At 63.3% G+C, this 21,145-nt stretch carries 22 protein-coding genes, 1 pseudogene and 1 riboswitch; of the genes and pseudogenes, 11 read left to right on the top strand and 12 right to left on the bottom strand.

What is annotated here, in order from left to right:
- On the top strand, positions 1 to 491 hold a 491-nt coding region (locus FHS48_RS20315; protein ID WP_260402579.1), incomplete at its 5' end, for an integrase core domain-containing protein.
- Between the two features lie 104 nt (positions 492 to 595).
- Here the strand turns inward: FHS48_RS20315 and FHS48_RS18670 are convergent.
- The 5 genes from FHS48_RS18670 to FHS48_RS18650 all read right to left on the bottom strand — a co-directional run bounded on the left by FHS48_RS18670 (position 596) and on the right by FHS48_RS18650 (position 7,129).
- Complete coding sequence (locus FHS48_RS18670) at positions 596 to 1,456, bottom strand: isocitrate lyase/PEP mutase family protein (protein WP_184266059.1); 861 nt, start codon at positions 1,454 to 1,456, stop codon at positions 596 to 598.
- Positions 1,457 to 1,473: 17 nt separating this feature from the next.
- Positions 1,474 to 2,667 carry a 2-methylaconitate cis-trans isomerase PrpF gene (gene prpF / locus FHS48_RS18665; RefSeq protein WP_184266056.1) on the bottom strand — a complete coding sequence of 398 codons (1,194 nt, stop codon included), beginning with the start codon at positions 2,665 to 2,667 and terminating at the stop codon, positions 1,474 to 1,476.
- Positions 2,667 to 5,303 carry a Fe/S-dependent 2-methylisocitrate dehydratase AcnD gene (gene acnD, locus FHS48_RS18660; RefSeq protein ID WP_184266053.1) on the bottom strand — a complete coding sequence of 879 codons (2,637 nt, stop codon included), beginning with the start codon at positions 5,301 to 5,303 and terminating at the stop codon, positions 2,667 to 2,669. The genes prpF and acnD overlap by 1 nt, the downstream gene beginning before the upstream one ends.
- A 14-nt stretch (positions 5,304 to 5,317) precedes the next feature.
- Positions 5,318 to 6,481 carry a bifunctional 2-methylcitrate synthase/citrate synthase gene (gene prpC, locus FHS48_RS18655; protein WP_184266050.1) on the bottom strand — a complete coding sequence of 388 codons (1,164 nt, stop codon included), beginning with the start codon at positions 6,479 to 6,481 and terminating at the stop codon, positions 5,318 to 5,320.
- Positions 6,482 to 6,646: 165 nt separating this feature from the next.
- A complete protein-coding gene (locus tag FHS48_RS18650) occupies positions 6,647 to 7,129 on the bottom strand; it encodes a LysR family transcriptional regulator (protein ID WP_221443595.1) in 483 nt (160 codons plus the stop codon).
- On the opposite strand from FHS48_RS18650, the gene FHS48_RS18645 reads away from it, so the two are divergent.
- Both FHS48_RS18645 and FHS48_RS18640 read left to right on the top strand, forming a co-directional pair.
- Positions 7,023 to 7,271 carry a dihydroneopterin aldolase gene (locus FHS48_RS18645; RefSeq protein WP_311769164.1) on the top strand — a complete coding sequence of 83 codons (249 nt, stop codon included), beginning with the start codon at positions 7,023 to 7,025 and terminating at the stop codon, positions 7,269 to 7,271. The two genes, FHS48_RS18650 and FHS48_RS18645, sit on opposite strands and share 107 nt — an antisense overlap.
- A gap of 208 nt (positions 7,272 to 7,479) precedes the next feature.
- On the top strand, positions 7,480 to 7,995 hold the full coding sequence (locus FHS48_RS18640; protein ID WP_184266048.1) for a hypothetical protein: 516 nt from the start codon (positions 7,480 to 7,482) through the stop codon (positions 7,993 to 7,995).
- Here FHS48_RS18640 and FHS48_RS18635 read toward each other — a convergent pair.
- The gene (locus tag FHS48_RS18635) at positions 7,975 to 9,327 is read right to left on the bottom strand and encodes a helix-turn-helix domain-containing protein (RefSeq protein ID WP_260402578.1); all 1,353 of its coding nucleotides are present in this window, start codon (positions 9,325 to 9,327) and stop codon (positions 7,975 to 7,977) included. The genes FHS48_RS18640 and FHS48_RS18635 overlap by 21 nt on opposite strands.
- On the opposite strand from FHS48_RS18635, the gene FHS48_RS18630 reads away from it, so the two are divergent.
- The 5 genes from FHS48_RS18630 to FHS48_RS18610 all read left to right on the top strand — a co-directional run bounded on the left by FHS48_RS18630 (position 9,326) and on the right by FHS48_RS18610 (position 14,238).
- Positions 9,326 to 9,571, top strand: coding sequence for a hypothetical protein (locus FHS48_RS18630; protein WP_184266070.1), 246 nt, complete (start codon positions 9,326 to 9,328; stop codon positions 9,569 to 9,571). The two genes, FHS48_RS18635 and FHS48_RS18630, sit on opposite strands and share 2 nt — an antisense overlap.
- The gene (locus tag FHS48_RS18625; RefSeq protein WP_184266042.1) at positions 9,568 to 9,930 is read left to right on the top strand and encodes a hypothetical protein; all 363 of its coding nucleotides are present in this window, start codon (positions 9,568 to 9,570) and stop codon (positions 9,928 to 9,930) included. Before FHS48_RS18630 ends, FHS48_RS18625 begins: the two co-directional genes overlap by 4 nt.
- 31 nt (positions 9,931 to 9,961) lie before the next feature.
- The gene (locus tag FHS48_RS18620; RefSeq protein WP_184266039.1) at positions 9,962 to 11,587 is read left to right on the top strand and encodes an isocitrate lyase; all 1,626 of its coding nucleotides are present in this window, start codon (positions 9,962 to 9,964) and stop codon (positions 11,585 to 11,587) included.
- Positions 11,588 to 11,596: 9 nt separating this feature from the next.
- Positions 11,597 to 11,824 carry a hypothetical protein gene (locus tag FHS48_RS18615; protein WP_184266036.1) on the top strand — a complete coding sequence of 76 codons (228 nt, stop codon included), beginning with the start codon at positions 11,597 to 11,599 and terminating at the stop codon, positions 11,822 to 11,824.
- A gap of 239 nt (positions 11,825 to 12,063) precedes the next feature.
- Positions 12,064 to 14,238 (top strand): malate synthase G, encoded by a 2,175-nt coding sequence (locus tag FHS48_RS18610; protein WP_184266034.1) that lies wholly within the window; start codon positions 12,064 to 12,066, stop codon positions 14,236 to 14,238.
- A gap of 121 nt (positions 14,239 to 14,359) precedes the next feature.
- On the opposite strand, the gene FHS48_RS20305 is transcribed toward FHS48_RS18610, so the two are convergent.
- The 3 genes from FHS48_RS20305 to FHS48_RS18600 all read right to left on the bottom strand — a co-directional run bounded on the left by FHS48_RS20305 (position 14,360) and on the right by FHS48_RS18600 (position 16,514).
- A complete protein-coding gene (locus FHS48_RS20305) occupies positions 14,360 to 14,737 on the bottom strand; it encodes an acyl-CoA thioesterase (RefSeq protein WP_260402585.1) in 378 nt (125 codons plus the stop codon).
- Entirely contained in the window at positions 14,677 to 14,865 is a 189-nt protein-coding gene (nrdD, locus tag FHS48_RS20300) for an anaerobic ribonucleoside-triphosphate reductase (RefSeq protein ID WP_311769165.1), read from the bottom strand. Before nrdD ends, FHS48_RS20305 begins: the two co-directional genes overlap by 61 nt.
- A gap of 13 nt (positions 14,866 to 14,878) precedes the next feature.
- A riboswitch (cobalamin riboswitch) is annotated at positions 14,879 to 15,075 on the bottom strand.
- Between the two features lie 26 nt (positions 15,076 to 15,101).
- Positions 15,102 to 16,514 carry a short-chain fatty acyl-CoA regulator family protein gene (locus FHS48_RS18600; RefSeq protein WP_184266031.1) on the bottom strand — a complete coding sequence of 471 codons (1,413 nt, stop codon included), beginning with the start codon at positions 16,512 to 16,514 and terminating at the stop codon, positions 15,102 to 15,104.
- 132 nt (positions 16,515 to 16,646) lie between these two features.
- Between FHS48_RS18600 and FHS48_RS18595 the strand changes: the two genes are divergently transcribed.
- Positions 16,647 to 17,036 carry an acyl-CoA thioesterase gene (locus FHS48_RS18595; protein ID WP_184266028.1) on the top strand — a complete coding sequence of 130 codons (390 nt, stop codon included), beginning with the start codon at positions 16,647 to 16,649 and terminating at the stop codon, positions 17,034 to 17,036.
- Between the two features lie 689 nt (positions 17,037 to 17,725).
- Here the strand turns inward: FHS48_RS18595 and FHS48_RS18585 are convergent.
- The 3 genes and pseudogenes from FHS48_RS18585 to FHS48_RS20295 form a co-directional block, all read right to left on the bottom strand.
- Positions 17,726 to 17,944: a hypothetical protein gene (locus tag FHS48_RS18585; protein WP_184266067.1), complete on the bottom strand. Its 219-nt coding sequence runs from the start codon at positions 17,942 to 17,944 to the stop codon at positions 17,726 to 17,728.
- 59 nt (positions 17,945 to 18,003) lie between these two features.
- Positions 18,004 to 18,294 (bottom strand): HigA family addiction module antitoxin, encoded by a 291-nt coding sequence (locus tag FHS48_RS18580; protein WP_184266022.1) that lies wholly within the window; start codon positions 18,292 to 18,294, stop codon positions 18,004 to 18,006.
- A pseudogene (locus tag FHS48_RS20295) lies at positions 18,260 to 18,457 on the bottom strand (type II toxin-antitoxin system RelE/ParE family toxin); the annotation flags it as partial. The pseudogene FHS48_RS20295 and the gene FHS48_RS18580, both read right to left, overlap by 35 nt.
- 614 nt (positions 18,458 to 19,071) lie before the next feature.
- Here FHS48_RS20295 and FHS48_RS18570 point away from each other — a divergent pair.
- The gene (locus FHS48_RS18570) at positions 19,072 to 19,665 is read left to right on the top strand and encodes a Pvc16 family protein (RefSeq protein WP_184266020.1); all 594 of its coding nucleotides are present in this window, start codon (positions 19,072 to 19,074) and stop codon (positions 19,663 to 19,665) included.
- A 15-nt stretch (positions 19,666 to 19,680) separates the two neighbouring features.
- Positions 19,681 to 20,880, top strand: coding sequence for a hypothetical protein (locus FHS48_RS18565; protein ID WP_184266017.1), 1,200 nt, complete (start codon positions 19,681 to 19,683; stop codon positions 20,878 to 20,880).
- The last annotated feature ends 265 nt before the right edge of the window (positions 20,881 to 21,145 follow it).

The raw sequence follows: 21,145 nt of genomic DNA, 5'->3' as shown, positions 1-21,145 counted from the left end.
TCTGTTCCTCTGAAAATCTGCTGCGCTTCATATCGTCCGTCCTCTCGATGGGCGGACTCTACTTTAAACTGGAGGAGTTTTCTCGAGGCAGGTCAACCAGCATGGCCATGCTACGTTGGAGCCAGGAGCATCGGGTGGAATGGCACTACATCGCGCCGGGTAAGCCTATGCAAAACGGCTTCGTCGAGAGCTTCAACGGCAAGCTCCGCGATGAATGCCTCAACGAGACGCTGTTCAGCTCGGTAGGCCATGCCCGGGCCGTCCTGGCGGACTGGATGGATGATTACAATCATGTGCGGCCCCACACACCGCCCTGGGCGGTATCGCCCCAGCGCAGCCCGCCGCATGAGCGCGAACGCAATGTGGGCCGGGGCATGCCCCGGCCCACATTGCCATCACCGCCCATTTCGGGCATCACAGGGAGACGGGACTCAGCTTCTGACCGGGATCAATCAGGGGAACAGGTCACAGGAACCACAGCGCACCATTGATGCGCTGTGGGATCGGGTCGGCAAGCTTATCGAGCGCTTCTCTCCACAGCAGTGCACAAATTTCTTCAAAGCCGCAGGTTACGCACACTCAATCTGAAAATGCTCTAGCTGTAGAGCTTTTCAAGGGCATCCCATTCGGGCTTGCCCACCAGACGCTGGCGCTCGGCGAAGGGGGTGACGAGGCCGCTCGATTCCTTGACCTCCTTTTCGTCACGCAGAACGGTCAGCGCCTTCTGCATGCCCGCCACCGCGCCTTGCAGGGCGGCATTGGCGTACAGCACGATGCCATAGCCCAGATCGTCCAGTTCGGTGGCATTGAAGATGGGGGTCTTGCCACCGATGACCATGTTCATGAGTTGCGGCTTGGACAGGCGCTGGGGCAAGGCGCGGATTTCGTCGGCACTGGTCACCGCCTCGACGAACAGGATGTCGGCACCGGCCTCGGCGAATTTGGCGGCACGTTCCACGGCGGCCTCGAAGCCATGTACGGCGGCAGCATCAGTACGTGCCATGATCAGCAGATTGGGGTCGCGGCGGGCATCCACGGCGGCCTTGATCTTGGTGACCGCCTCCTCGGTGGAGATAACGTCCTTGCCGGCGAAATGGCCGCAACGCTTGGGGGCGATCTGATCTTCGAACTGAATGCAGTCGGCACCCGCCCGCTCCAACGTGCGCACGGTATGATAGACGTTCAGCGCGTTGCCGAAGCCGGTATCGGCATCGACGATCAGGGGGACCTCGACGGCGTCGCGGATGCGGGCGGTGTGGTCGGCGATCTCGGCCAATCCCATGAAGCCTTGGTCGGGCATGCCGAACCACATGTTGGTGACACCGGCGCCAGTCACGTAAATGGCCTCGAAGCCCAGATCGGCCACCACCTTGGCGGACAGCGCGTTGAAGGCGCCGGGCACGATGGTGCCGCGGCGAGATTCGGCGATTTCCTTGAGTTTCTTACGGGTGGACACTGTTGTTTCCTCCTGGTTCAGAACGAGTCGCTGGGTACACGGACCCAGCCTTCCATCAGGATGCGGGCCGTGCGGCTCATGATGGCGTTGGTGATTTTCCATTGGCCGTTTTCCCGCTCGGCCTCGGCGCCGACGCGAAGCGTGCCGGACGGGTGGCCGAAGCGGACCGACTGGCGCGCCCCGCCACCCGCCGCCAGATTGACCAACGTTCCGGGAATGGCGGCGGCGGTGCCGATGGCGACCGCCGCCGTGCCCATCATGGCGTGGTGCAGCTTTCCCATGGACAGCGCGCGCACCAGCAGGTCGATGTCCCCGGCCTTGACCGTCCTGCCGCTGGAGGCGACGTAATCGGCGGGCGGGGCGACGAAGGCGATCTTCGGGGTGTGCTGACGCTTGGATGCCTCGGCGGGGTCCCTGATCAGCCCCATGCGCACGGCACCGATCGCCCGCAAGGACTCGAAGCGCGCCAACGCCTGCGGATCGCCGTTGATGACCTCCTGCAACTCGGTGCCGTCATAACCGAGATCGCTGGCATTGACGAAGATGGTGGGGATGCCGGAATTGATCAGCGTGGCTTTCAACCTGCCGCCGGGGACCAGCGTTTCCGGCACCTCCAGTTCGTCCACCGGGTTACCGGTGGGGAACAGGGCACCGCCATTGGCGCCGTCATCCGCCGGATCGACGAATTCCAGGACGATCTCCGCCGCCGGAAAGGTCACGCCGTCCAACGCGAAATCACCGGTTTCCTGCACTTTGCCATCGGTCACCGGCACATGGGCGATGATGGTCTTGCCGATATTGGCCTGCCAGATGCGGACGGTGCAGATGCCGTTTCGGGGTACCGGATCGACCAGCCCGGCGTGAATGGCGAAGGCACCGGCGGCGGTGGACAAATTGCCGCAATTGCCCGACCAGTCCACGAAGGCGGTGTCGATGGCGATCTGGCCGTACAGGTAATCGACGTCGTGGTCGGCTTGCGTGCTTTTCGACAGGATGACGCATTTGCTGGTGCTGGAGGTAGCGCCGCCCATGCCGTCGGTGTGCTTGCCATAAGGGTCTGGACTGCCGATCACCCGCTGGAACAGCCGGTCGCGGGCCTCTCCCGGTATCCGGCACCGTTGCGGCAGATCGTCCAGGCGGAAGAACACTCCCTTGCTGGAGCCGCCGCGCATATAGGTGGCGGGGATGCGGATTTGCGGTGCGGATGCCATCACGCGGTTTCCTTCAGGGATTTTTCCGAAGCCAGGAAATCCTGTGCGAAGCGTTGCAGCACGCCTCCGGCCTCGTAGATGGACACCTCTTCGGCGGTGTCGAGGCGGCAGGTGACCGGCACCTCCAGAACTTTACCGTCGCGGCGGTGAATGACCAGGGTCAGATCGGCGCATGGGGCGCGTTCCCCCAGCACGTCATAGGTCTCGCTGCCATCCAGGCCCAGGGTCAGCCGCGTGGTGCCTGCCTTGAACGCCAGCGGCAGCACGCCCATGCCGATCAGGTTGGTGCGGTGGATGCGTTCGAAGCCTTCGGCGACGATGGCTTCGACACCGGCCAGACGCACCCCCTTGGCCGCCCAGTCGCGGCTGGACCCCTGGCCGTAATCGGCACCGGCGACGACGATCAGCGGTTGCTTGCGCTCAAGGTAGGTTTCGATGGCTTCCCACATGCGCATGACCTTGCCGTCCGGTTCCAGCCGGGTCAGTGAGCCCTTTTTCACCGTTCCGTCCACCACGGCCATTTCGTTGACCAGTTGCGGATTGGCGAAGGTGGCGCGCATGGCGGTCAGGTGGTCGCCGCGATGGGTGGCGTAGGAATTGAAATCCTCCTCCGGGACGCCCATGCGGGTCAGGTACTCGCCAGCCGCCGAATTGGCCAGGATGGCGTTGGACGGCGACAGGTGGTCGGTGGTGATGTTGTCGGGCAGCACGGCCAGGGGCCGCATGCCGCGAAGGGTGCGTGGGCTGGCGGCCAGGGCACCGATGCCTTCGGTGTCCCAATAGGGGGGGCGGCGGATATAAGTGGATTGAGGACGCCAATCGTAGAGCGGGCTGATCGTTTCCCGGCATGCGCCGCGTGGCGCGAACATCGGGTCGTAGACCGCGTGGAATTGCTCGGGGTGCACGCAGGTGGCGACGATGGCGTCGATTTCCTCGTCGGACGGCCACAGATCCTTGAGCGTGACCGGATTTCCCGCCACGTCGGTGCCCAGTGTGTCGCGCTCGATGTCGAACCGCATGGTCCCGGCCATGGCATAGGCCACCACCAGCGGCGGCGAAGCCAGGAACGCCTGCTTGGCGTAGGGGTGGATACGGCCGTCGAAATTGCGGTTTCCCGACAAAACGGCGGTGGTATAGAGGTCGCGATCGATGATTTCCTGCTGGATGGCCGGATCAAGGGCGCCGGACATGCCGTTGCAGGTGGTGCAGGCGTAGGCGACGATGCCGAAGCCGAGCTTTTCCAGTTCGGGCAGCAATCCCGCCGCTTCCAGATACAATCTGGCGACCTTGGATCCCGGTGCGAACGAGGTCTTGACCCATGGCTTGCGCACCAGTCCTGATGCGTTGGCCTTTTTCGCCAGCAAACCGGCGGCGATCACGTTGCGCGGGTTGGAGGTGTTGGTACAGCTGGTGATGGCGGCGATGATGACCGCGCCGTCCGGCAGCAACCCATCGCGTTCCTCGGCCTGGGCCTTGTCGAGCCCGACGGCGATGCCGCGTTCCACCAGTGCCGAGGTCGGCAAGCGCCGGTGCGGATTGGACGGTCCGGCCATATTGCGTTCGACCCCGGACAGGTCGAATTCCAAGACCCGCTCGTATTCCGCTGTCTCCAACGCGTCGGCCCACAGGCCGAGAATCTTGGCATAGGTCTCGACCAGCGCCACCTGCTCCGGTGCGCGGCCGGTCAGCCGCAGATAGTCGATGGTCTGGCCGTCGATGTGGAACAGGGCGGCGGTGGCGCCATATTCCGGGCACATGTTGGAAATGGTCGCACGGTCGCCGATGGACAGTTTGGCGGCACCGTCACCGAAGAACTCGACCCAGGCGCCCACCACCCGTTCCTTGCGCAGGAACTCGGTCAGCGCCAGGACGATGTCGGTGGCGGTGATGCCGGGCCGGCGCGTGCCGGTCAGATGGACGCCGACAATATCCGGCAGGCGCATCATCGAGGCGCGGCCGAGCATTACGGTCTCGGCCTCCAGCCCGCCGACGCCGATGGCGATGACGCCCAACGCGTCCACATGCGGCGTGTGGCTGTCGGTACCGACGCAGGTGTCGGGAAAGGCCACGCCGTCGCGGACCTGAACCACCGGCGACATCTTCTCCAGGTTGATCTGGTGCATGATGCCGTTACCGGCCGGGATCACGTCCACGTTCCCGAAGGCGCGTTTGGTCCATTCGATGAAGTGGAAGCGGTCCTCGTTGCGGCGGTCCTCGATGGCGCGGTTCTTGGCGAAGGCGTCGGGGTCGAAGCCGCCATGTTCGACGGCCAACGAGTGATCGACGATCAGTTGGGTCGGCACCACCGGGTTGACCTTGGCCGGGTCGCCGCCTTGGGCGGCAATGGCGTCGCGCAGACCGGCCAGATCCACCAAAGCGGTCTGGCCCAGGATGTCGTGACAGACCACGCGGGCCGGATACCAGGGGAAGTCGAGGTCGCGGCGGCGTTCGACCAACTGGCGCAGGGCATCGTTCAGCAGCGAGTGCTCGCAGCGGCGCACCAGTTGTTCGGCCAGCACGCGCGACACATAGGGCAATCCGGCCCAGCCGCCGGGATGGATGGCGTCCACGGCGGCCGGGGCGTCGTAATAGTCCAACTGCGTGCCGGGCAGGGGCTTGCGATAGAGAATGTTCATGTCGCTCCCGCCGTTCAATGACGTTGGTCGATGGCGGTGAAGGCGCGATCATCGGGGCCGACGTAATGGGCGCTGGGGCGGATGATCTTGTTGTCGATGCGCTGCTCGATGATGTGCGCCGCCCAGCCCGAGGTCCGGGCGATGACGAACAGCGGGGTGAACATGGCGGTGGGAACGCCCATCATGTGGTAGCTGACGGCGCTGAACCAGTCGAGGTTGGGGAACATCTTCTTGACGTCCCACATCACCGCTTCCAGTCGGGCGGCGATGTCGAACATCTTGGTCGAACCGGCATCCACCGACAGCTTGTGGGCGACTCCCTTGATCACCTCGTTGCGTGGGTCCGATACGGTGTAGACAGGGTGGCCGAAGCCGATCACCACTTCCTTGTTCCCGACGCGGCGACGGATGTCGGTCTCGGCTTCGTCCGGATTGTCGTAGCGCTTCTGGATTTCGAACGCGACCTCGTTGGCGCCGCCGTGCTTGGGGCCGCGCAACGCGCCGATGGCGCCGGTAATGGCCGAATACATGTCGGAACCGGTGCCCGCGATGACGCGGCTGGTGAAGGTCGAAGCGTTGAATTCGTGCTCGGCATAGAGAATCAGCGAGGTATGCATGGCCCGTTCCCACAGCTCCGACGGCTTCTTGCCGTGCAGCAGGTGCAGGAAGTGGGCGCCGATGCAGTCGTCATCGGTCTCGACGTCGATGCGCTTGCCGTTGGTGGACCAGTGGTACCAGTAGAGCAGCATGGAGCCCAGCGAGGCCATCAGGCGGTCGGCAATGTCGCGGGCGCCGGGCAGATTATGGTCGTCCTTTTCCGGCAGCGCGCAGCCCAGGGCGGAAACGCCGGTGCGCATGACGTCCATGGGATGGGCCGAGGCAGGCAGACATTCCAACGCTTCCTTGACGTTGGTCGGCAGGCCGCGCAGTGCCTTCAGACGGGTCTTGTAGGCCTTGAGCTCGGCGATGGTCGGCAGCTTGCCGTGCACCAGCAGGTGGGCGACTTCTTCGAACTCGCAGCGCTCGGCGATGTCGAGGATGTCGTAGCCGCGATAGCGCAGGTCGTTGCCGGTCTTGCCGACGGTGCACAGCGCGGTGTTGCCCGCCGTGACGCCGGAAAGCGCCACGGACTTCTTGGGCTTGAAGGTGGCCGTGGTGGTGGTCTCGGGGGCATTCATGGGACGTTTCCTCCGAACTGATGCGGTCTGGCTGCTGCGGGACAAACTCATGCCGTCTTCCGCTGCCGTGGCCGCATCATCGGGAACAGACCCCCGTTTGGTGAATGCCTGAAAAGGTGGAGAACTGACGACGTGTCCTTGCGAATTTGCAAGGTTTGCGAAGGATCAAGCCTTGTTTCGTTGTCGCGCGATGGTGATGAAATCGGCCATGAATGGCGCGCTGCTCTCGCCCTGACGCATCGCGGCGAACAGGGTGCGGCGCAATCCGTTCTCGGTCAGTGGACGAATGGCGAGGTTGCTTTGCCGCGCAGCCTCGTTGATGACCCAATCGGGCAGAACGGCGATTCCGCGATGACTGGCGACCAGCAGCAGAATGACCGCCGTCAGCTCGATTTGGCGTACGGCTGCGGGTCCCACCCCCGCTGGGCGCAGGAACAACGGAAGACTGAGGGCTTGTTCCAGCCCCTTGATCTGGTGGGACAACGCCGATTGGGTGACATGCAGCCGGTCGGCGGCGCGGGCTAAGGTGCCGGTTTCATGGATGGCGGAACGCGCACTGCGGCATGTCTTTATCCGCGATTTCGAGTTGGATGCGCAGATCGGTGTCCATCCCTCCGAACTGGGACGAACCCAGCCGATCCGGATCAATCTTGACCTTGCTGTCTGCGAAACCGCTCAGGATTTGCAAGACGATCTGGAAAATGTCGTTTGCTATGAACGTATCGCCACCAATATCCGGGGGGGGGGTGGTGGCTTCCGGGCATGTCAAACTTGTGGAGACCTTGGCTGAGCGCATTACCGTCCTATGCCTTGACGATGCTCGTGTTCGCCGGGTCCGGGTGGAAAAGCGCGACGCCATTCCTGGCGCCTCGGGTGCCGGGCTCGAGATCGAACGGCGATCGCCGCTTTGACGCTCCTGTCAGAAAGTGTGGCAGCTTGAACGGCAGGATACCCGCACGCTATGGTGCGGATCTGCACAGCTATTCGGAGTGTGGTCCATGCACGTTCCATCGCGGCGGAAAAACAAGTCGTTCTACCGCCATCTGGAGTTTGAGTGGAACAACACGGGCATGGTCATTTCTTTTGATCGGTGCGTCGCGGAAAATGCGGTTCTGCGCTTTCGGGAGAGGGAAGTGCGACGGGCCGTGAGGGCTGTCGCCAAACGGCTCGGGCACGTTTCGCAGGGTTCTTCCGAGCGTCGGTTCTACGTCCTCGGTACGATCGACGACCACGCTGCTTTCGATTTACTCCACAAGCTGGATACGCGGCTTGTTTCTATCGCCTCTCGTCCGTTCCACCCCAAGGTGGTGGAGCGCGTGCTCGGCATATCGACGCGGGAGCGCCTGCGCTGGAGCAAGGACGGGCGTTTGCCCAGGTCCGGTTCGGCGACCTTCAGCAAGGGCGGTCTGATCACCGTCGCCACCCACCCTGCGGACAAGACATTGGAACTCGCGGAATCCCCCGGCATCATCATGGCATGGCGCCGGGCGGATTCACCCGAACTCGAAGGCTGACAGGTTTTTACGGCTGGCGTCGATGGCCAGCGGCCGGGTCATGGGCGGGAAGGCGCGGGACGGGCAGTTGGGGCGCTCGCACATGCGGCAGGTGACGCCGATGGGGGTGACGGCGGATGGATTGTCCAGATCCAGTCCGTCACCGTAGACCACCTGGGCGGCATGGCTGATTTCACAGCCCAGGCTGATGGCCAGTTTGCGCGGTGCCTGGGGATAGGGCGGCGGCACGGATTCCACCGTGCGCGAGATGGTCAGATAGATGGTGCCGTCCGGCAGTTCCACCGGTTGCACGATGGTCTGGCCCGGCGTGGCGAAGGCATCATGGACCCGCCAGCGCGGGCAAGTGCCGCCGAACCGCGCGAAATGGAAACCGCCTGCCGCGAAGCGCTTCGATATGTTGCCGGCATTGTCCAGCCGCAGCAGGAAGAACGGCACGCCCCGCCGGTCAGGATGTTGCAAGGTGGACAGGCGGTGGGCCACCTGCTCGATGCTGGCGCCGAAGCGTCCGGCCAGCACGGCGACATCGTAGCGTAACTTTTTCGCCGCTTCGAGGAACGGCCCATAGGGCATCATCAGGGCTCCGGCGAAATAGTTGGCTAGGCCGATGCGGCACAACCGGCGGGCATCCTCGGTGCGCAAGGCCGCCTTCTCCACCAGATGATCCAGCAATGGGCCGTGCCCCTCCAGCGCCACCTGCACGGCGGTCTGAAAAACGCGGCTGGGCATGGGCAGCAATTCCGACAGGAACAGCCGTCGGCTGTGGCGGTCGAAACGCCGTTGGGTGTCGGGCATGGCATGGACGGGCAGGACGCTGACGCGGATGCCGTGATGCTCGCGCAGATATGCGCGCAGCCCGGCCAGCAGATCGTCGTGGCTTCCTAATCTGCCCCACAAATCCTCGGCGGCGGCGTCCATTTCCGCGATGAAATTGGAATGGGCGTGGAAATAGTCGCGTACTTCCTCGATGGGGAAGCGTTCGCCTTCGCCCGGCGGCCGTCGGTCGCGGGCGGTGGCCAAGTCGGTTGGGTCGGTGTCACCGCGCACGGCGCGCAGGTATGACCGGTACAGCGACAGGAAGGCCTGGGCCATGGCGGGCGAGCCGGCGGCGACCTCCATGACCTCGGCCGCCGCCGGGGTCAGGCCGGTGAACACCGGATCGGCCAGAGCTTCGGTCACCTCGGCCGCCAGCCGGGTCTCGCCCTCGCCGCTCAACTCCCGCAGGTCCAGGCTGTAGGTCTCGGCCAGCCGCAGCACCAGTTGGGCGGTCAGCGGACGCTGGTTGCGTTCCACCAGGTTCAGGTAGCTGGGCGAGATACCCAGATCCTTCGCCATGGCCGCCTGGGTCACCCCCAGATTCTGGCGTAGCCGCCGCACCCTCGGGCCGGCAAATATCTTCCTGTCCGCCATCTCACTCGCCGATTTACAAAATTCACAAAAACACTGCTGGTCTAGTCAATGCATTGACATAGCAACATTTTTTATAGTTTTAGCAATTGCCGTGCGGCGCCGCAATGTGAAGATTGTTTATGCCATCGCCACAGTGAAAGGTTCGATGTCATGGATGATCAGCAGGTGAATTTGCCCGACGGCGAGGCGCTGCCCCATTGCCCGGCTGATGCCGTGACCGACGACGATCCGCGCGGCAACATTTGCGTTGCCGTGCAGTGCCTTGAGGCGTGGTTGCGCGATCGGGGCCGTGTGGAAGAGGCTGCCGAGGCCGAGATCTGCTGCGCCCAGGTGTGGCACTGGCACCATCACGGCGTGACCATGGATACCGGGCGTGGCTTGGGGTCCATGCTGCTGCGGCAGATCGTCGCCGAGGAAACCGCGCCCCTTATCGGCGGCCGCTTCGCCGCCGCCCGCGAGCTGTTTCTGGAAATCTGCCTGGCCCCCCGGCTGGAACCGTTTTTCGGCCCCGCCGTCGCCGCCCAATAACCCAATCGACAAAAGCAAAGAGAAACCTCCGATGACCAGCAAGACCTATGCCGCCATCCGCGCCGACATCCTGCGCCGCTATCCCGACGGCACGATTCCCGGCGGCGTTTCCGTCGACGACGTGGTGCAACTGAAGATTCAGAACACCTTCGACACCCATCTCGACATCGCCCGTGCCATGGCCAAGGTGATGCGCGCCGACATGGCCGCCTATGATGCCGATCCCACCCGTTTCACCCAGTCGCTGGGCTGCTGGTCGGGTTTCCATGCCCAGCAGATGATCAAGGCGGTCAAGCGCCTGCGCGGCACCACCAAGGGCGCCTATGTCTATCTGTCCGGCTGGATGGTGGCGGGCCTGCGCAACCGCTTCGGCCACCTGCCCGACCAGAGCATGCACGAGAAGACGGCGGTGGCCGACCTGATCCAGGAAATCTACATCTCGTTGCGCCAAGCCGACGAGGTGGCGCTGAACGATCTGTTCAAGGAACTGCGCACCGCCCGCCAGGAAGGCGCCAGCCAGGATGCCATCAACGCCATCATCGCCCGCATCGACGGTTTCGAGAGCCATGTGGTGCCAATCATCGCCGACATCGATGCCGGTTTCGGTAACGAGCACGCCACCTATCTGTTGGCCAAGGAACTGATCCGGGCCGGCGCCTGCTGCATCCAGATCGAGAATCAGGTGTCCGACGCCAAGCAATGCGGCCACCAGGACGGCAAGGTTACCGTGCCGCGCGAGGATTTCATCGAGAAACTGCGCGCCTGCCGCCTGGCCTTCGAGGAACTGGGGGTGGACGAGGGCGTCATCGTCGCCCGCACCGACAGTCTGGGCGCCGGTCTGACCCAGAAGGTGCCGGTGTCGCAGGCCCAAGGCGACCTCGCGTCCCAGTACATCAAGTGGCTGAAGACCGAGGAGATTACCGAGGCTGCGCCGCTGCGCGAGGGCGAGGTGGCGATCTGGCGCGACGGCAGGCTGGTCCGCCCGCTGCGCGCCGCCAACGGCCTGTTCTACTTTCAGGACGGCACTGGCGTCCAGCGGGTGGTCGAGGATTGCATCGCCAGCCTGACGCTCGGCGGCGCCGACCTGCTGTGGATCGAGACGGACACCCCCAACGTCGCTCAGATCGGTGCCATGGTGAACGAAATCCGGAAGGTGGTGCCCAACGCCAAGCTGACCTACAACAATTCGCCGTCCTTCAACTGGACGCTCAACCTGCGCAAGCAGGTGCGCGCCGACTGGATCGCCGAAGGCCGCATCCAGGCGGGCGATTTCCCGGACGGCACGGCGCTGATGGGGGCTGAATACGACGCCACCGATCTGGGCCGCGAGGCGGATGACCGCCTGCGCCGCTTCCAGGGGGACCTTGCCACCCAGGCCGGTGTCTTCCACAACCTGATCACCTTGCCGACCTTCCATCTGACCGCCAAGAGCACCGACGAGCTGTCGCGCGGCTATTTCGGGGACGACCGTATGCTGGCCTACGTCAACACCGTCCAGCGCGAGGAAATCCGCCGGGGCGTCAGCGCGGTCAAGCATCAGCACGAGGTGGGCAGCGATCTGGGCGACACCTTCAAGGAGATGGTGGCGGGCGAGCGGGCGTTGAAGGCCGGCGGCGCGCACAACACCATGAATCAGTTCGAAGCGGCCGCACAATAGGAGGATAGAATGAGCATCGAGGAACTTCTGCCGGAGGAACAATCCGGTTCCGCCCTGGACACGGCGATCCGCCGCGTCGCCAATGATCTCCACCGGCTGAATCACTCCATCGCCCAGGCGGTGGAGGCCGGGGCCACGATCGAATTGCTGCGGTGTTCCCGCTATCACTGCGGCACCGGAAAATGGGGCGATCAGATGGCGCCGGTGATCAAGGTAGCCGAAGCTACGGGGGCTTGATGCCCGTGCAATGAAGCCGGTCTTGTCCGGGGCTGAACCTTTCGGCCCCGGACGGACCATGCCAGCCAGGGAGCTTCGTTCATGCATGACGACGCGCTTGTCTTCGCCATTCCCGGTGCGGGATCCTGCTCCTATCCCCCGGACCCCGAGTGGGGGGATGAGCGGCCATGCCGTCTGGCCGAAGACGAACCCGTTCCGCCCCGGAACGCTGACTTTCTCGTGACAGAGGTTACGTCCCCATGACCCAACGCATTGCTTTTGGTGATCTGTCGATCGATCCGGCACTCCATGATCTGGTCGTTCGGGACATCATCCCCGGAACCGGCGTGGCTGCCGATGCCTTCTGGAATGGTCTTGAACGGATCGTCATCGAACTGGCGCCCCGCACCCGCGCCCTGCTGGAACACCGCGACGAGATGCAGGGCCGCATCGATTCCTGGCATCTCGCGCAGCGCGGGCAGCCGTTCGATTTTGCCGCCTACAAGGCGTTTCTGGCCGAAATAGACTATCTGGTGCCGGAAGGTCCCGCCTTTCAGGTTGGCACCACGGGTGTCGATGCCGAGATCGCCACCATGGCGGGGCCGCAACTGGTGGTACCGGTGATGAACGCCCGTTTTGCCCTCAATGCCGCCAATGCCCGTTGGGGCAGCCTGTATGATGCGCTTTACGGCAGCGATGTCATCGGCGAGGACGACGGCCGGACCCGGCAGGGTGGCTATAATCCGGTGCGCGGGGCGGCGGTGATCGCCTATGCCAATTCTTTGCTCGACCGCGCGGTGCCGCTGACTGACGGCAGCCATTCCCAGGTCGTCGCCTATGGCATCGCGGCGGGCGAATTCCGCGTTACCCTGGACAACGGCCAGACCGTCGCCCTGGCGCAACCGTCCCAGTTCGCCGGGTATCGCGGACAGCCGGATTCCCCTGACGCCATTCTGTTGCGGCATAACGGCCTGCACATAGAGATTCAGATCGACCGTTCCCACCAGATCGGCGGCAGCGTGGCTTCGGGGGTCAAGGACGTTGTCCTGGAATCTGCCCTGACGACGATCCAGGACCTCGAGGATTCCATCGCCGCCGTCGATGCCGCCGACAAGGTGGCCGCCTACCGCAACTGGCTGGGGCTGATGACGGGAACCCTGGCGGAGACGTTCGAGAAGGACGGGCGCTCCCAGACCCGGATTCTGGCCGCCGATCGCCGCTATGTCGGCAGCGACGGTTCCGAACTGGTTCTGCCGGGGCGGTCGTTGTTGCTGGTGCGCAATGTCGGCCATCTGATGACCACCGATGCGGTGCTGTATCAGGGGAAGGAGATCCCCGAAGGCATCCTGGATGCCATGGTCACCACCCTGGCCGCCATCCATGACCTCAAAGGGACCGGCCCGTCGCGCAACAGCCGCGCCGGAAGCCTCTATATCGTCAAGCCGAAGATGCATGGTCCCGACGAGGCCCGCTTGACCAACGATCTGTTCGATCGGGTCGAGGACGCGCTTGGCTTGGCCCGCCACACCATCAAGGTGGGTGTGATGGACGAGGAACGGCGAACGACGGTCAATTTGAAGGAATGCATCCGGGCGGTTGCTGATCGGATTGTCTTCATCAACACTGGTTTCCTGGATCGGACCGGCGACGAGATCCATACCAGCATGGAGGCCGGGCCGTTCCTGCCCAAGGAAGAGATCAAGAAGCAGCCTTGGATCGCCGCCTATGAAAACTGGAACGTCGATATAGGTCTGGAGTGCGGGCTGAACGGACGCGGTCAGATCGGCAAGGGCATGTGGCCGAAACCCGATGAGATGCGCCAGATGGTCGAAACCAAGATCGGCCATCCCATGGCCGGGGCCAATTGCGCCTGGGTGCCGTCGCCGACAGCGGCGACCCTGCATGTCCTGCATTACCATGACGTCAGCGTTACTGAGCGCCAACATTTGTTGCGCGACCGTCCCCGGGCCAGTCTGGACGACATCCTGACGGTTCCGTTGCTGGGCGGCCGCAGCCTGACTCCTGCCGAAATCCAGGCGGAACTGGACAACAACGCCCAGGGTATCCTGGGATATGTGGTGCGGTGGATCGACCAGGGTGTCGGCTGTTCGAAAGTGCCCGACATCAACGACGTCGCCTTGATGGAAGACCGGGCGACCTTGCGCATCTCCAGCCAGCATATGGCCAACTGGCTGCATCACGGGGTGTGCTCGGCGGAGCAGGTGATGGAGACCCTGAAGCGGATGGCGGCGGTGGTGGACGGGCAGAATGCGGGCGACCGGCTTTACCGCCCGATGGCCGCCGATTTCGTCGGCAGTATCGCCTTTCAGGCGGCCTGCGATCTGGTGTTCAAGGGGCGGGTCCAGCCCAGCGGCTACACCGAGCCGGTCCTGCATTCCCGCCGCATCGAGGCCAAGGCCCGGTTCGGCGTCTGATCAGCTTCCCTCCATTCCGCCGCGCGTGCTCCTCTTCTCCATCCGACACGTGCAACGCTGCCCCATGATCGCGGCGATGGGGAAACTACGGGGCCGAAGGGAAACCTTCGGCCCCGTAGTTTCAATCATCCACGGCGACCATGGTGAAACCTTCCTCGGCCGCCAGCCGCCGTTCGCCGGTGTGCAACACGTCCGCCACCAGTTCCGCCTCGACCGTCAGCGACCGGGTTCCGGCGCGGACGATGCGGCCGGTAATTTCGGCGGTCTCGCCCACATGGGCCAGCGCGGTGCCGCCGAACAGCGTGCCGTGATGGTTGGTGTCGCCGGGAAAGATCAGGTCCATTTCGGCCTGAAGCTCGCCATAGGTGAAATCCGTCTCCTCACCGCCGATCACTGGAACCTGATCCTTCAGGTCGTCGGGGCAGGTCCAGTCGAAGGTCAGGTTGGTGAACGGCGTCTGGGTGCCCCAGCGCGACGGGACGTTGAGGTTGTAGACCAGTTCCTGGATGGACTGGAGAACCTGCTCGAGCCCGCCAGCATGTCGAGGTCGTGGATATGGATGTCGCCGTCGCGGTGGGCCTGTCCCACCTCGGGCGGATAAACGTGGAACAGCCAGTAATTGACCACCACCCCGCCCGTGGACGTTTGACGTGTCACGGCAGGTCTCCTGGCTCGCGGGCCATCGTCTTCCGTCCGGCCTTCCCGGGGAAACCCCAGTGGCATGCATGGAGGAACACTCGCCGCTGACAGTTGCGGGGGCAGCGCCGGTTTCGCACCGGCGTCCCTCTTAGCCCCGGATGTTGTGGTGTCCGGGGAACCGGAGAACAAGATACCGTAGGAGTCCGCTTGGGCAGAGTCAAGCCTCAGCTTGCGGCATAGGGTTCGAAGCGGCTGCGGCGTTCGTCCACCAACAGCTTGCGGCCAAGCGGCGGGAAGGCGCGTTGCGGGCAGGACGGACGTTCGCACACCTTGCATCCGGCACCGATGGGAGTGGCCGCCGCCGGGTCGCCAAGATCAAGGCCGCGGGCGTAGATCAGCCGCGCGGCGTGACGCAGGTCGCAGCCCAGGCCGATGGCGAAGGTCTTGCCCGGGGCACCGTAACCGTTGTGGTCATGGGTCACCGTGCGGGCCACCCACAGATAGGCGCGGCCATCGGGCATTTGCGCCATCTGGGTCAGGATGCGGCCGGGGCTGGCGAAGGCTTCGTAGACGTTCCAAAGTGGGCAGGTGCCGCCGACGCGCGAGAAGTGGAAATCGGTGGCCGATTGCCGCTTCGATATGTTGCCCGCGCGATCGACGCGGACGAAGAAGAAGGGGATACCGCGTGCCCCCGGGCGTTGCAGGGTGGACAGGCGGTGGCAGATGGTCTCGAAGCCGACGCCGAACCGGGTTCCCAGCAGGTCGATGTCGTAGCGCAGATCCTCGGCTGCCGTCAGGAAGGCGCCATAGGGCAGGATCAGCGCTCCGGCATAGTAATTGGCAAGGCCGATCCGCCCCAGCGCCCGGGATTCCGGGCTGGTCAGCCGGGGGGATTGCACCAGCTTTTCCAGTTCCTGGCGGTGTTCCAGGAAGGCCAGTTGCGTCGCCATCTGGAAGGCGCGCTGGCCGGATTCCAGCGAACGCGACAATCGCAGCAGGCGGTTGTCGCCATCGAATTGACGCTGCCCGCCGATCTCCGTCTCGCTTTCCACCCGGATGCGGATGCGGTGGCGGTCCTGTAACAGACGCTCCAGCCCGACATCCATGGCGCCGGGTTCCAGCCCGCCTTGCAGGAACAGCTTTTCCGCCGCTTCGTCCAGTTCGGGGACATGGTTGTGGCGGTCGTAGAAGAAGTCGCGCACCTCCTCGTAAGGCATCAGTGGCGGGGCGGAGGCAAGGCTCTCCAGAGGCGCCCCCAATGTGGCCGCCAGCGCCTCCAGCCGTTCGCTGCCGGCCCGCGCCTGGCGGTGCAGCGCCACCAGCGCCCGGCCGATCACCGGCATGTCGGCGGCGAAGGCCTTGATCTCCGATACCGATACGCCGGTGCCGGATTCGCTTAGGGCTTCGCGCAGGTCGGCGATCAGGCGCGCTTCTTCGTCTTCGGAAAACATCTGCACGTCGACGCCGAAGACCGCGTTGATCTTCAGCAGAACCTGCACCGTCAGCGGGCGCTGGTTGCGTTCAAGCTGGTTCAGGTAGCTGGGGGACAGTTCCAGCATCCGGGCCAGTGCGGCCTGGGTCAGTCCGCGCTCCTCGCGCAGGCGCAGCAGACGCGCGCCCATGAATGCCTTCCGCATGGAATATCCTTCGCAATATTTGCAAAATCACGCGCATTCGCTCGCAAAGCCTCACTTATTCAGGAGTTTATCGGCAAATGCATCAGCGTAAATTTGCAAATAATTTCCCGTTGCGCAAGCGAAAGGCTGATCATGAGCAACATGCCGGGATATGCCGAGTGCAGGCTGATCGAGGTGATTTTTCCCGAACAGGCCAACCATCACGGAACGCTGTTCGCGGGTACCGCGCTCAGTCTCATGGGCAAGGCCGCGGTCGTGGCCGCCAGTCGCGTGGCGCGTCGGCCGGTGGTCATGGCGGCATCCGATCGCGTGGATTTCCTGGCCCCGGTCAAGGTGGGGCAGATGTTGGAATGTACGGCGCAGGTCGAAAGCGTCGGACGGACGTCCATGGTCGTGCGGGTCGAGGCCTTCGCCGAAGGTCTGACCAGCGGGGAACGTTGCCTGGCTGTTCAGGGGCGTTTCGTCATGGTCGCGGTGGACGAGGATGGGCGCCCGGTCCCGGTTGCCCGCGACGTACCATGACCTTTCATCAGGCGCGGCTGCTCAAGGCGTTGGGCTTTCCATCGGTGATGGATGCCCTAGCCTGGGACATTGCGACGGCGGTGTCTGATTTTCCAGTGGAGGCCGATGTCGTGCCCTCCTTGGTGATAGATCGCATCATCGACACCGCCGCTTTGGCCGCGCTGGCATTGGGGTGGGGAAAAGGGGGCGCGGCACGGGATCGGGCCATTCTGCATCCTTCGCCTTCCGGTGCTGGTCTGTTCGGGGCGTCGGCAGCCTGTCTGGTGTCGCCGGAATGGGCGGCTTGGGCCAGCGGTGTCATCCTGCGCGAGGCCAGCGGGTGTCACGATGCCCTTACCGCCGGATACCCTCGTCCAGGCGATGTCATTCCCCCGCTTATGGCGGTGGCTCAGTCTCTAAGGTTGTCAGGGTGCCGACCTGATCCGGGGGATCGCCATCGCTTACGATGTGCAGGTGGCGCTGGCGGCACGGGTGGCGGCGGACAAACCTCCGATCGATCATATCGCACCGCTTGGACCGGCTGTGGAGAGGTGGCTCCGTCCGTTCGGACAGTTCGGCGGCAAAAATAAGCTAATCCCGGATGCTGTTACGCCGCCATTTTGTCGCCGGTGCCGAAGGACGCCATTGCCCGGCCATCTGCCGAGCCCCGTAATAGGGCGTCTCCAGAAATTGTTCGTCGATCAGCCGCATCAGCGCCAGATTGAACGGGTTTTGCGGTGACGTCCGCCCTGCACGGGCTGCCCTGCACGAGGCCGTCCTTCACGGCGCGACCGCTCGACGCGGATCTCCGCCGCCACCCGTCCGGGGTTGGAGGAGAAGATCAGGCTGCCGTCGCTCATCAGCACCGCCTCCTCGGTCCGCGCCTCCGCTTCCTTGGTGGGGACGTTCTTGGCCTTCAGCCCGGCCATAACGTTCTTCGACGAAGAACCCGTCGCCTGTTGCGAACCCGGGCACCAACGGCAGACGCTTATTTTGCCGCTACCAAGGGGCGGACCTGATCCAGATCGTCCGGCATGGTGCTGCCAAGGTCGTAGAGCGCCTGAAGATTCATCCAGAATTCCGGCCCGGTGCCAAAGGCCCGGCCCAGCCGCAGGGCGGTGTCTGCCGTAACCGGCGTTTCCAGACGGAACAGGCGTTCAATCCGGGTGCGTGGCACATGGCAGGCCTGCGCCACCGCATGGGCGGTCAGGCCGAGGGGCTGCATGAATTCTTCGCGGAGGATTTCACCGGGGTGGACCGGCGGGGTCGGGGCCAACATGGGGTGTCTCCTTGCCTTCGTGATCGTCCACGATTTCCACGTCTTCGGCGTGGCCCTCAACCCAGCGGAAGCAGATCCGCCACTGGTCATTGATCCGGATGCTGTGCTGTCCCTCCCGGTTCCCTTTCAGGGCTTCCAGACGGTTTCCCGGCGGCTGGCGCAGGGCGGACCAGATTGTTCGGCCTGTGGTCCATGGGGTCCTGTTCAAGGGCCATGGGCTGTAGAAGCGCAGGTTCCGCACGGTGACGGAGCGGCGGATGGTGATCTGCCGCAGCTCAGTTGCCTTGTTCTCCAGAGAGGGCTTGATTTCAACCTGCCGGGGCTGATCGGACAGGGTATCCAGAACCGCTGCAATCTCCTTCCGCCGTTTTGCGGTGTCGGAGATATGCCCGATCTTCCGGCTGAGGCGGGGCAGGTCTTCTGTCCCCCCCCCGTTGGCCCCGCGTCAGGCAGCAGGCCAAACGGGGCAGCCGTCATGGGCGCGACGATGATGATGCAAACAAATGCAAGGGTTGGTTTGTGGTGTATTTTATTGACACATAGTTGTGTTTGCTGAACCCTCTTCCTATTCCGGGGGATGGGGGTCTTATGGCATCCTATCATTGTAAGGTGTTTGATGTATACGCACACCGGGCAGCGTTTGACGGGAATAGTTTTACGGTTCAACGCCGGATGGGGGAGGGGGCATGGCAGGCTCAGCTTAATGCCGCCCCTCGCGTTCACGCCATGGCCGTGCTGGACGGCTTGAGGCAGGGGCATTGGGGGTAACACACTGTCATGGACTTGATTGGCACCACGCTTGAGTTGATCCGAGGCCGCCTGAACGATTCCATCCAGAATCTCGACAACCGTCCTGAAGACTGGGTGATCTTGTCCAACATCGTCGATGTGGACGGAAAACCCTACGAGGCTGCCATCAATAAGATCGTGTTGTGCGTCACCAGCATGCAGGATGAAAAGGTCATCAGCACGTTTAACCCCATGTTGCGTGGCCCGGAAGGGAAATATGGGCAGGTGACGCCGCCGTTGTATCTTGATGTCAACGTTGCCTTTATCGCCAATTTCTATAACAAAAACTATAGGGATGGCTTAGTGGCTATCAGCCGGACCATCAGTTATTTCCAACAAAATCCTTATTTCAATCAACAGAACCTGCCCGGTCTGGACCCGGCCATCGACAAGCTGAACCTTGAGTTTGTGAATCTCGACCCGGTCGATCTCAATTATGTGATGGGCATGCTGGGCGCCAAATATCTGCCGTCGGTGTTCTATAAAATCCGTCTGCTGCCCTTTGCCAGCACCGCCATGAGCAGCAAGGCCGTCGCTGTGGGGGCGTTTGAGACGTCCGGCCAGCCGGGCATTGGGTATTAAGGTGGGGGCGGCGCCATGTTGATCCGTGAACGCCGTCTGATGCTGGGCAAAAGCAGAACACAGGGACTGACGGCTCCGGCGCATGGGGCCTCCACGAAGCCTTATCAACCCCTGTTCACCGTGCGCTTCCGCCACGATTACTATAACGGCAATGAGCGGCGTTGCCCGGATTTTCAGGTGATGGCAACGCCATCCACGGTAACGGTGTTGAAAACGATTGGACTGGCAGTGCAGGACTTTGGCACTGGCTTTAGCATATCCTGTCCTGCGGGATTGCTGCCCAGCCTGATCGCCTATATCGAGCGGGTGCGCAAGGTCGGCGAATGGCCCAGGCTGTCGTTTGCTCTGGTCTGCACCAATCCGGCGTTTGTCGGTATCACCGAACTGCCGCTCAGCTTCAATCCGGCGCGGGAAAATCTGTACTTCACCAACCGGCAGGCCCATCAGGAGCATGGGCTGAAGGACCTTCAACCCGGTCGCCGTGTTACCGCCGCAAGCATCAAGGGGGTGTTGCCTCAGACGATTGATGTCAAGGCTTCCCCTGACCTGATCGAGGTGCAGGCCCTGGATATCGCCGGACAGGCCGTGGTGACCGCGCCCGGCCCGGCCTATCCATCCTCGCCGCCCGGAACTGGCGGAACCGGCGGGACCGTATCGGTGGATTTCATCGGTCAGGCCGAGGGCTTGTATCAACTGTGTTCCACTTATGACACCGGTTTGATCCGCACGGGGCCGTGGAAACTGCGCACCATCGCCAGCCCGCTGCCGATGTGCTTTCTCGACCTTCTGTTGTGCCCGCCCACGCCCGGGGCGGCGGGGATGTATCCTATCACCCGTGACGGGGATCAGGTTGCGGTAACCCCCCTTGATCTGGAACTGAAGTTCGCAGCCCGGCGAAGCTGGTGGGTCTACTATGTGGTGCCACAGGGGCGGGGCGGGGGGCTCAGCGCCCTGCAAATCACCGGGACCGGGGCCAGCTTTCAGCAGGCATCGCCTGTCATCCTGCCGACGGGCGACTGTGCCATTCCCTTCTGGTCTGATCGCAGGCTGCCCCTGTCACAACAGCCGGAGCAGCGTTTCCAACTCAGTGGCCAGCGTGACGGTCCGTTTTTTGTCGGCAGCGATGTCTCTGTGACGTCTCTGCCACTTGCCCCACCTGCGCCGGTCTGGCCGGGGCAGAATGGGCCGGTCTCAGAGATATATGTATACGTTTGATATCATATCCTTTGGTCTTAAGATTGTTGCTGTAACATATAAATTTTGAAAATCCTCAGAGAGTCTTTTCGAAAATTGGAATCTTATCGTGTACTCTCGCTAAGATTGAAAAGAGTCGTTGCAGACCCATCGGGATAGGGGGAGCCCCCGGCTTTCGGTGTGCTGGACGTAGTCGCTCTTTCTTTTGTGTCTCGACAAGCTTTCTTGCCTGGAGGTTGAAGACGATGAGCAGCTATTTGTCCCGGCAGACGCCGGGGGTATACAT

This window comes from Novispirillum itersonii (genome assembly GCF_014205675.1).
Classification (GTDB): domain Bacteria; phylum Pseudomonadota; class Alphaproteobacteria; order Rhodospirillales; family Rhodospirillaceae; genus Novispirillum; species Novispirillum itersonii_A.
Note: the sequence above shows the minus strand (reverse complement) of the source record. Positions and strands in the feature narration are given on the sequence as shown.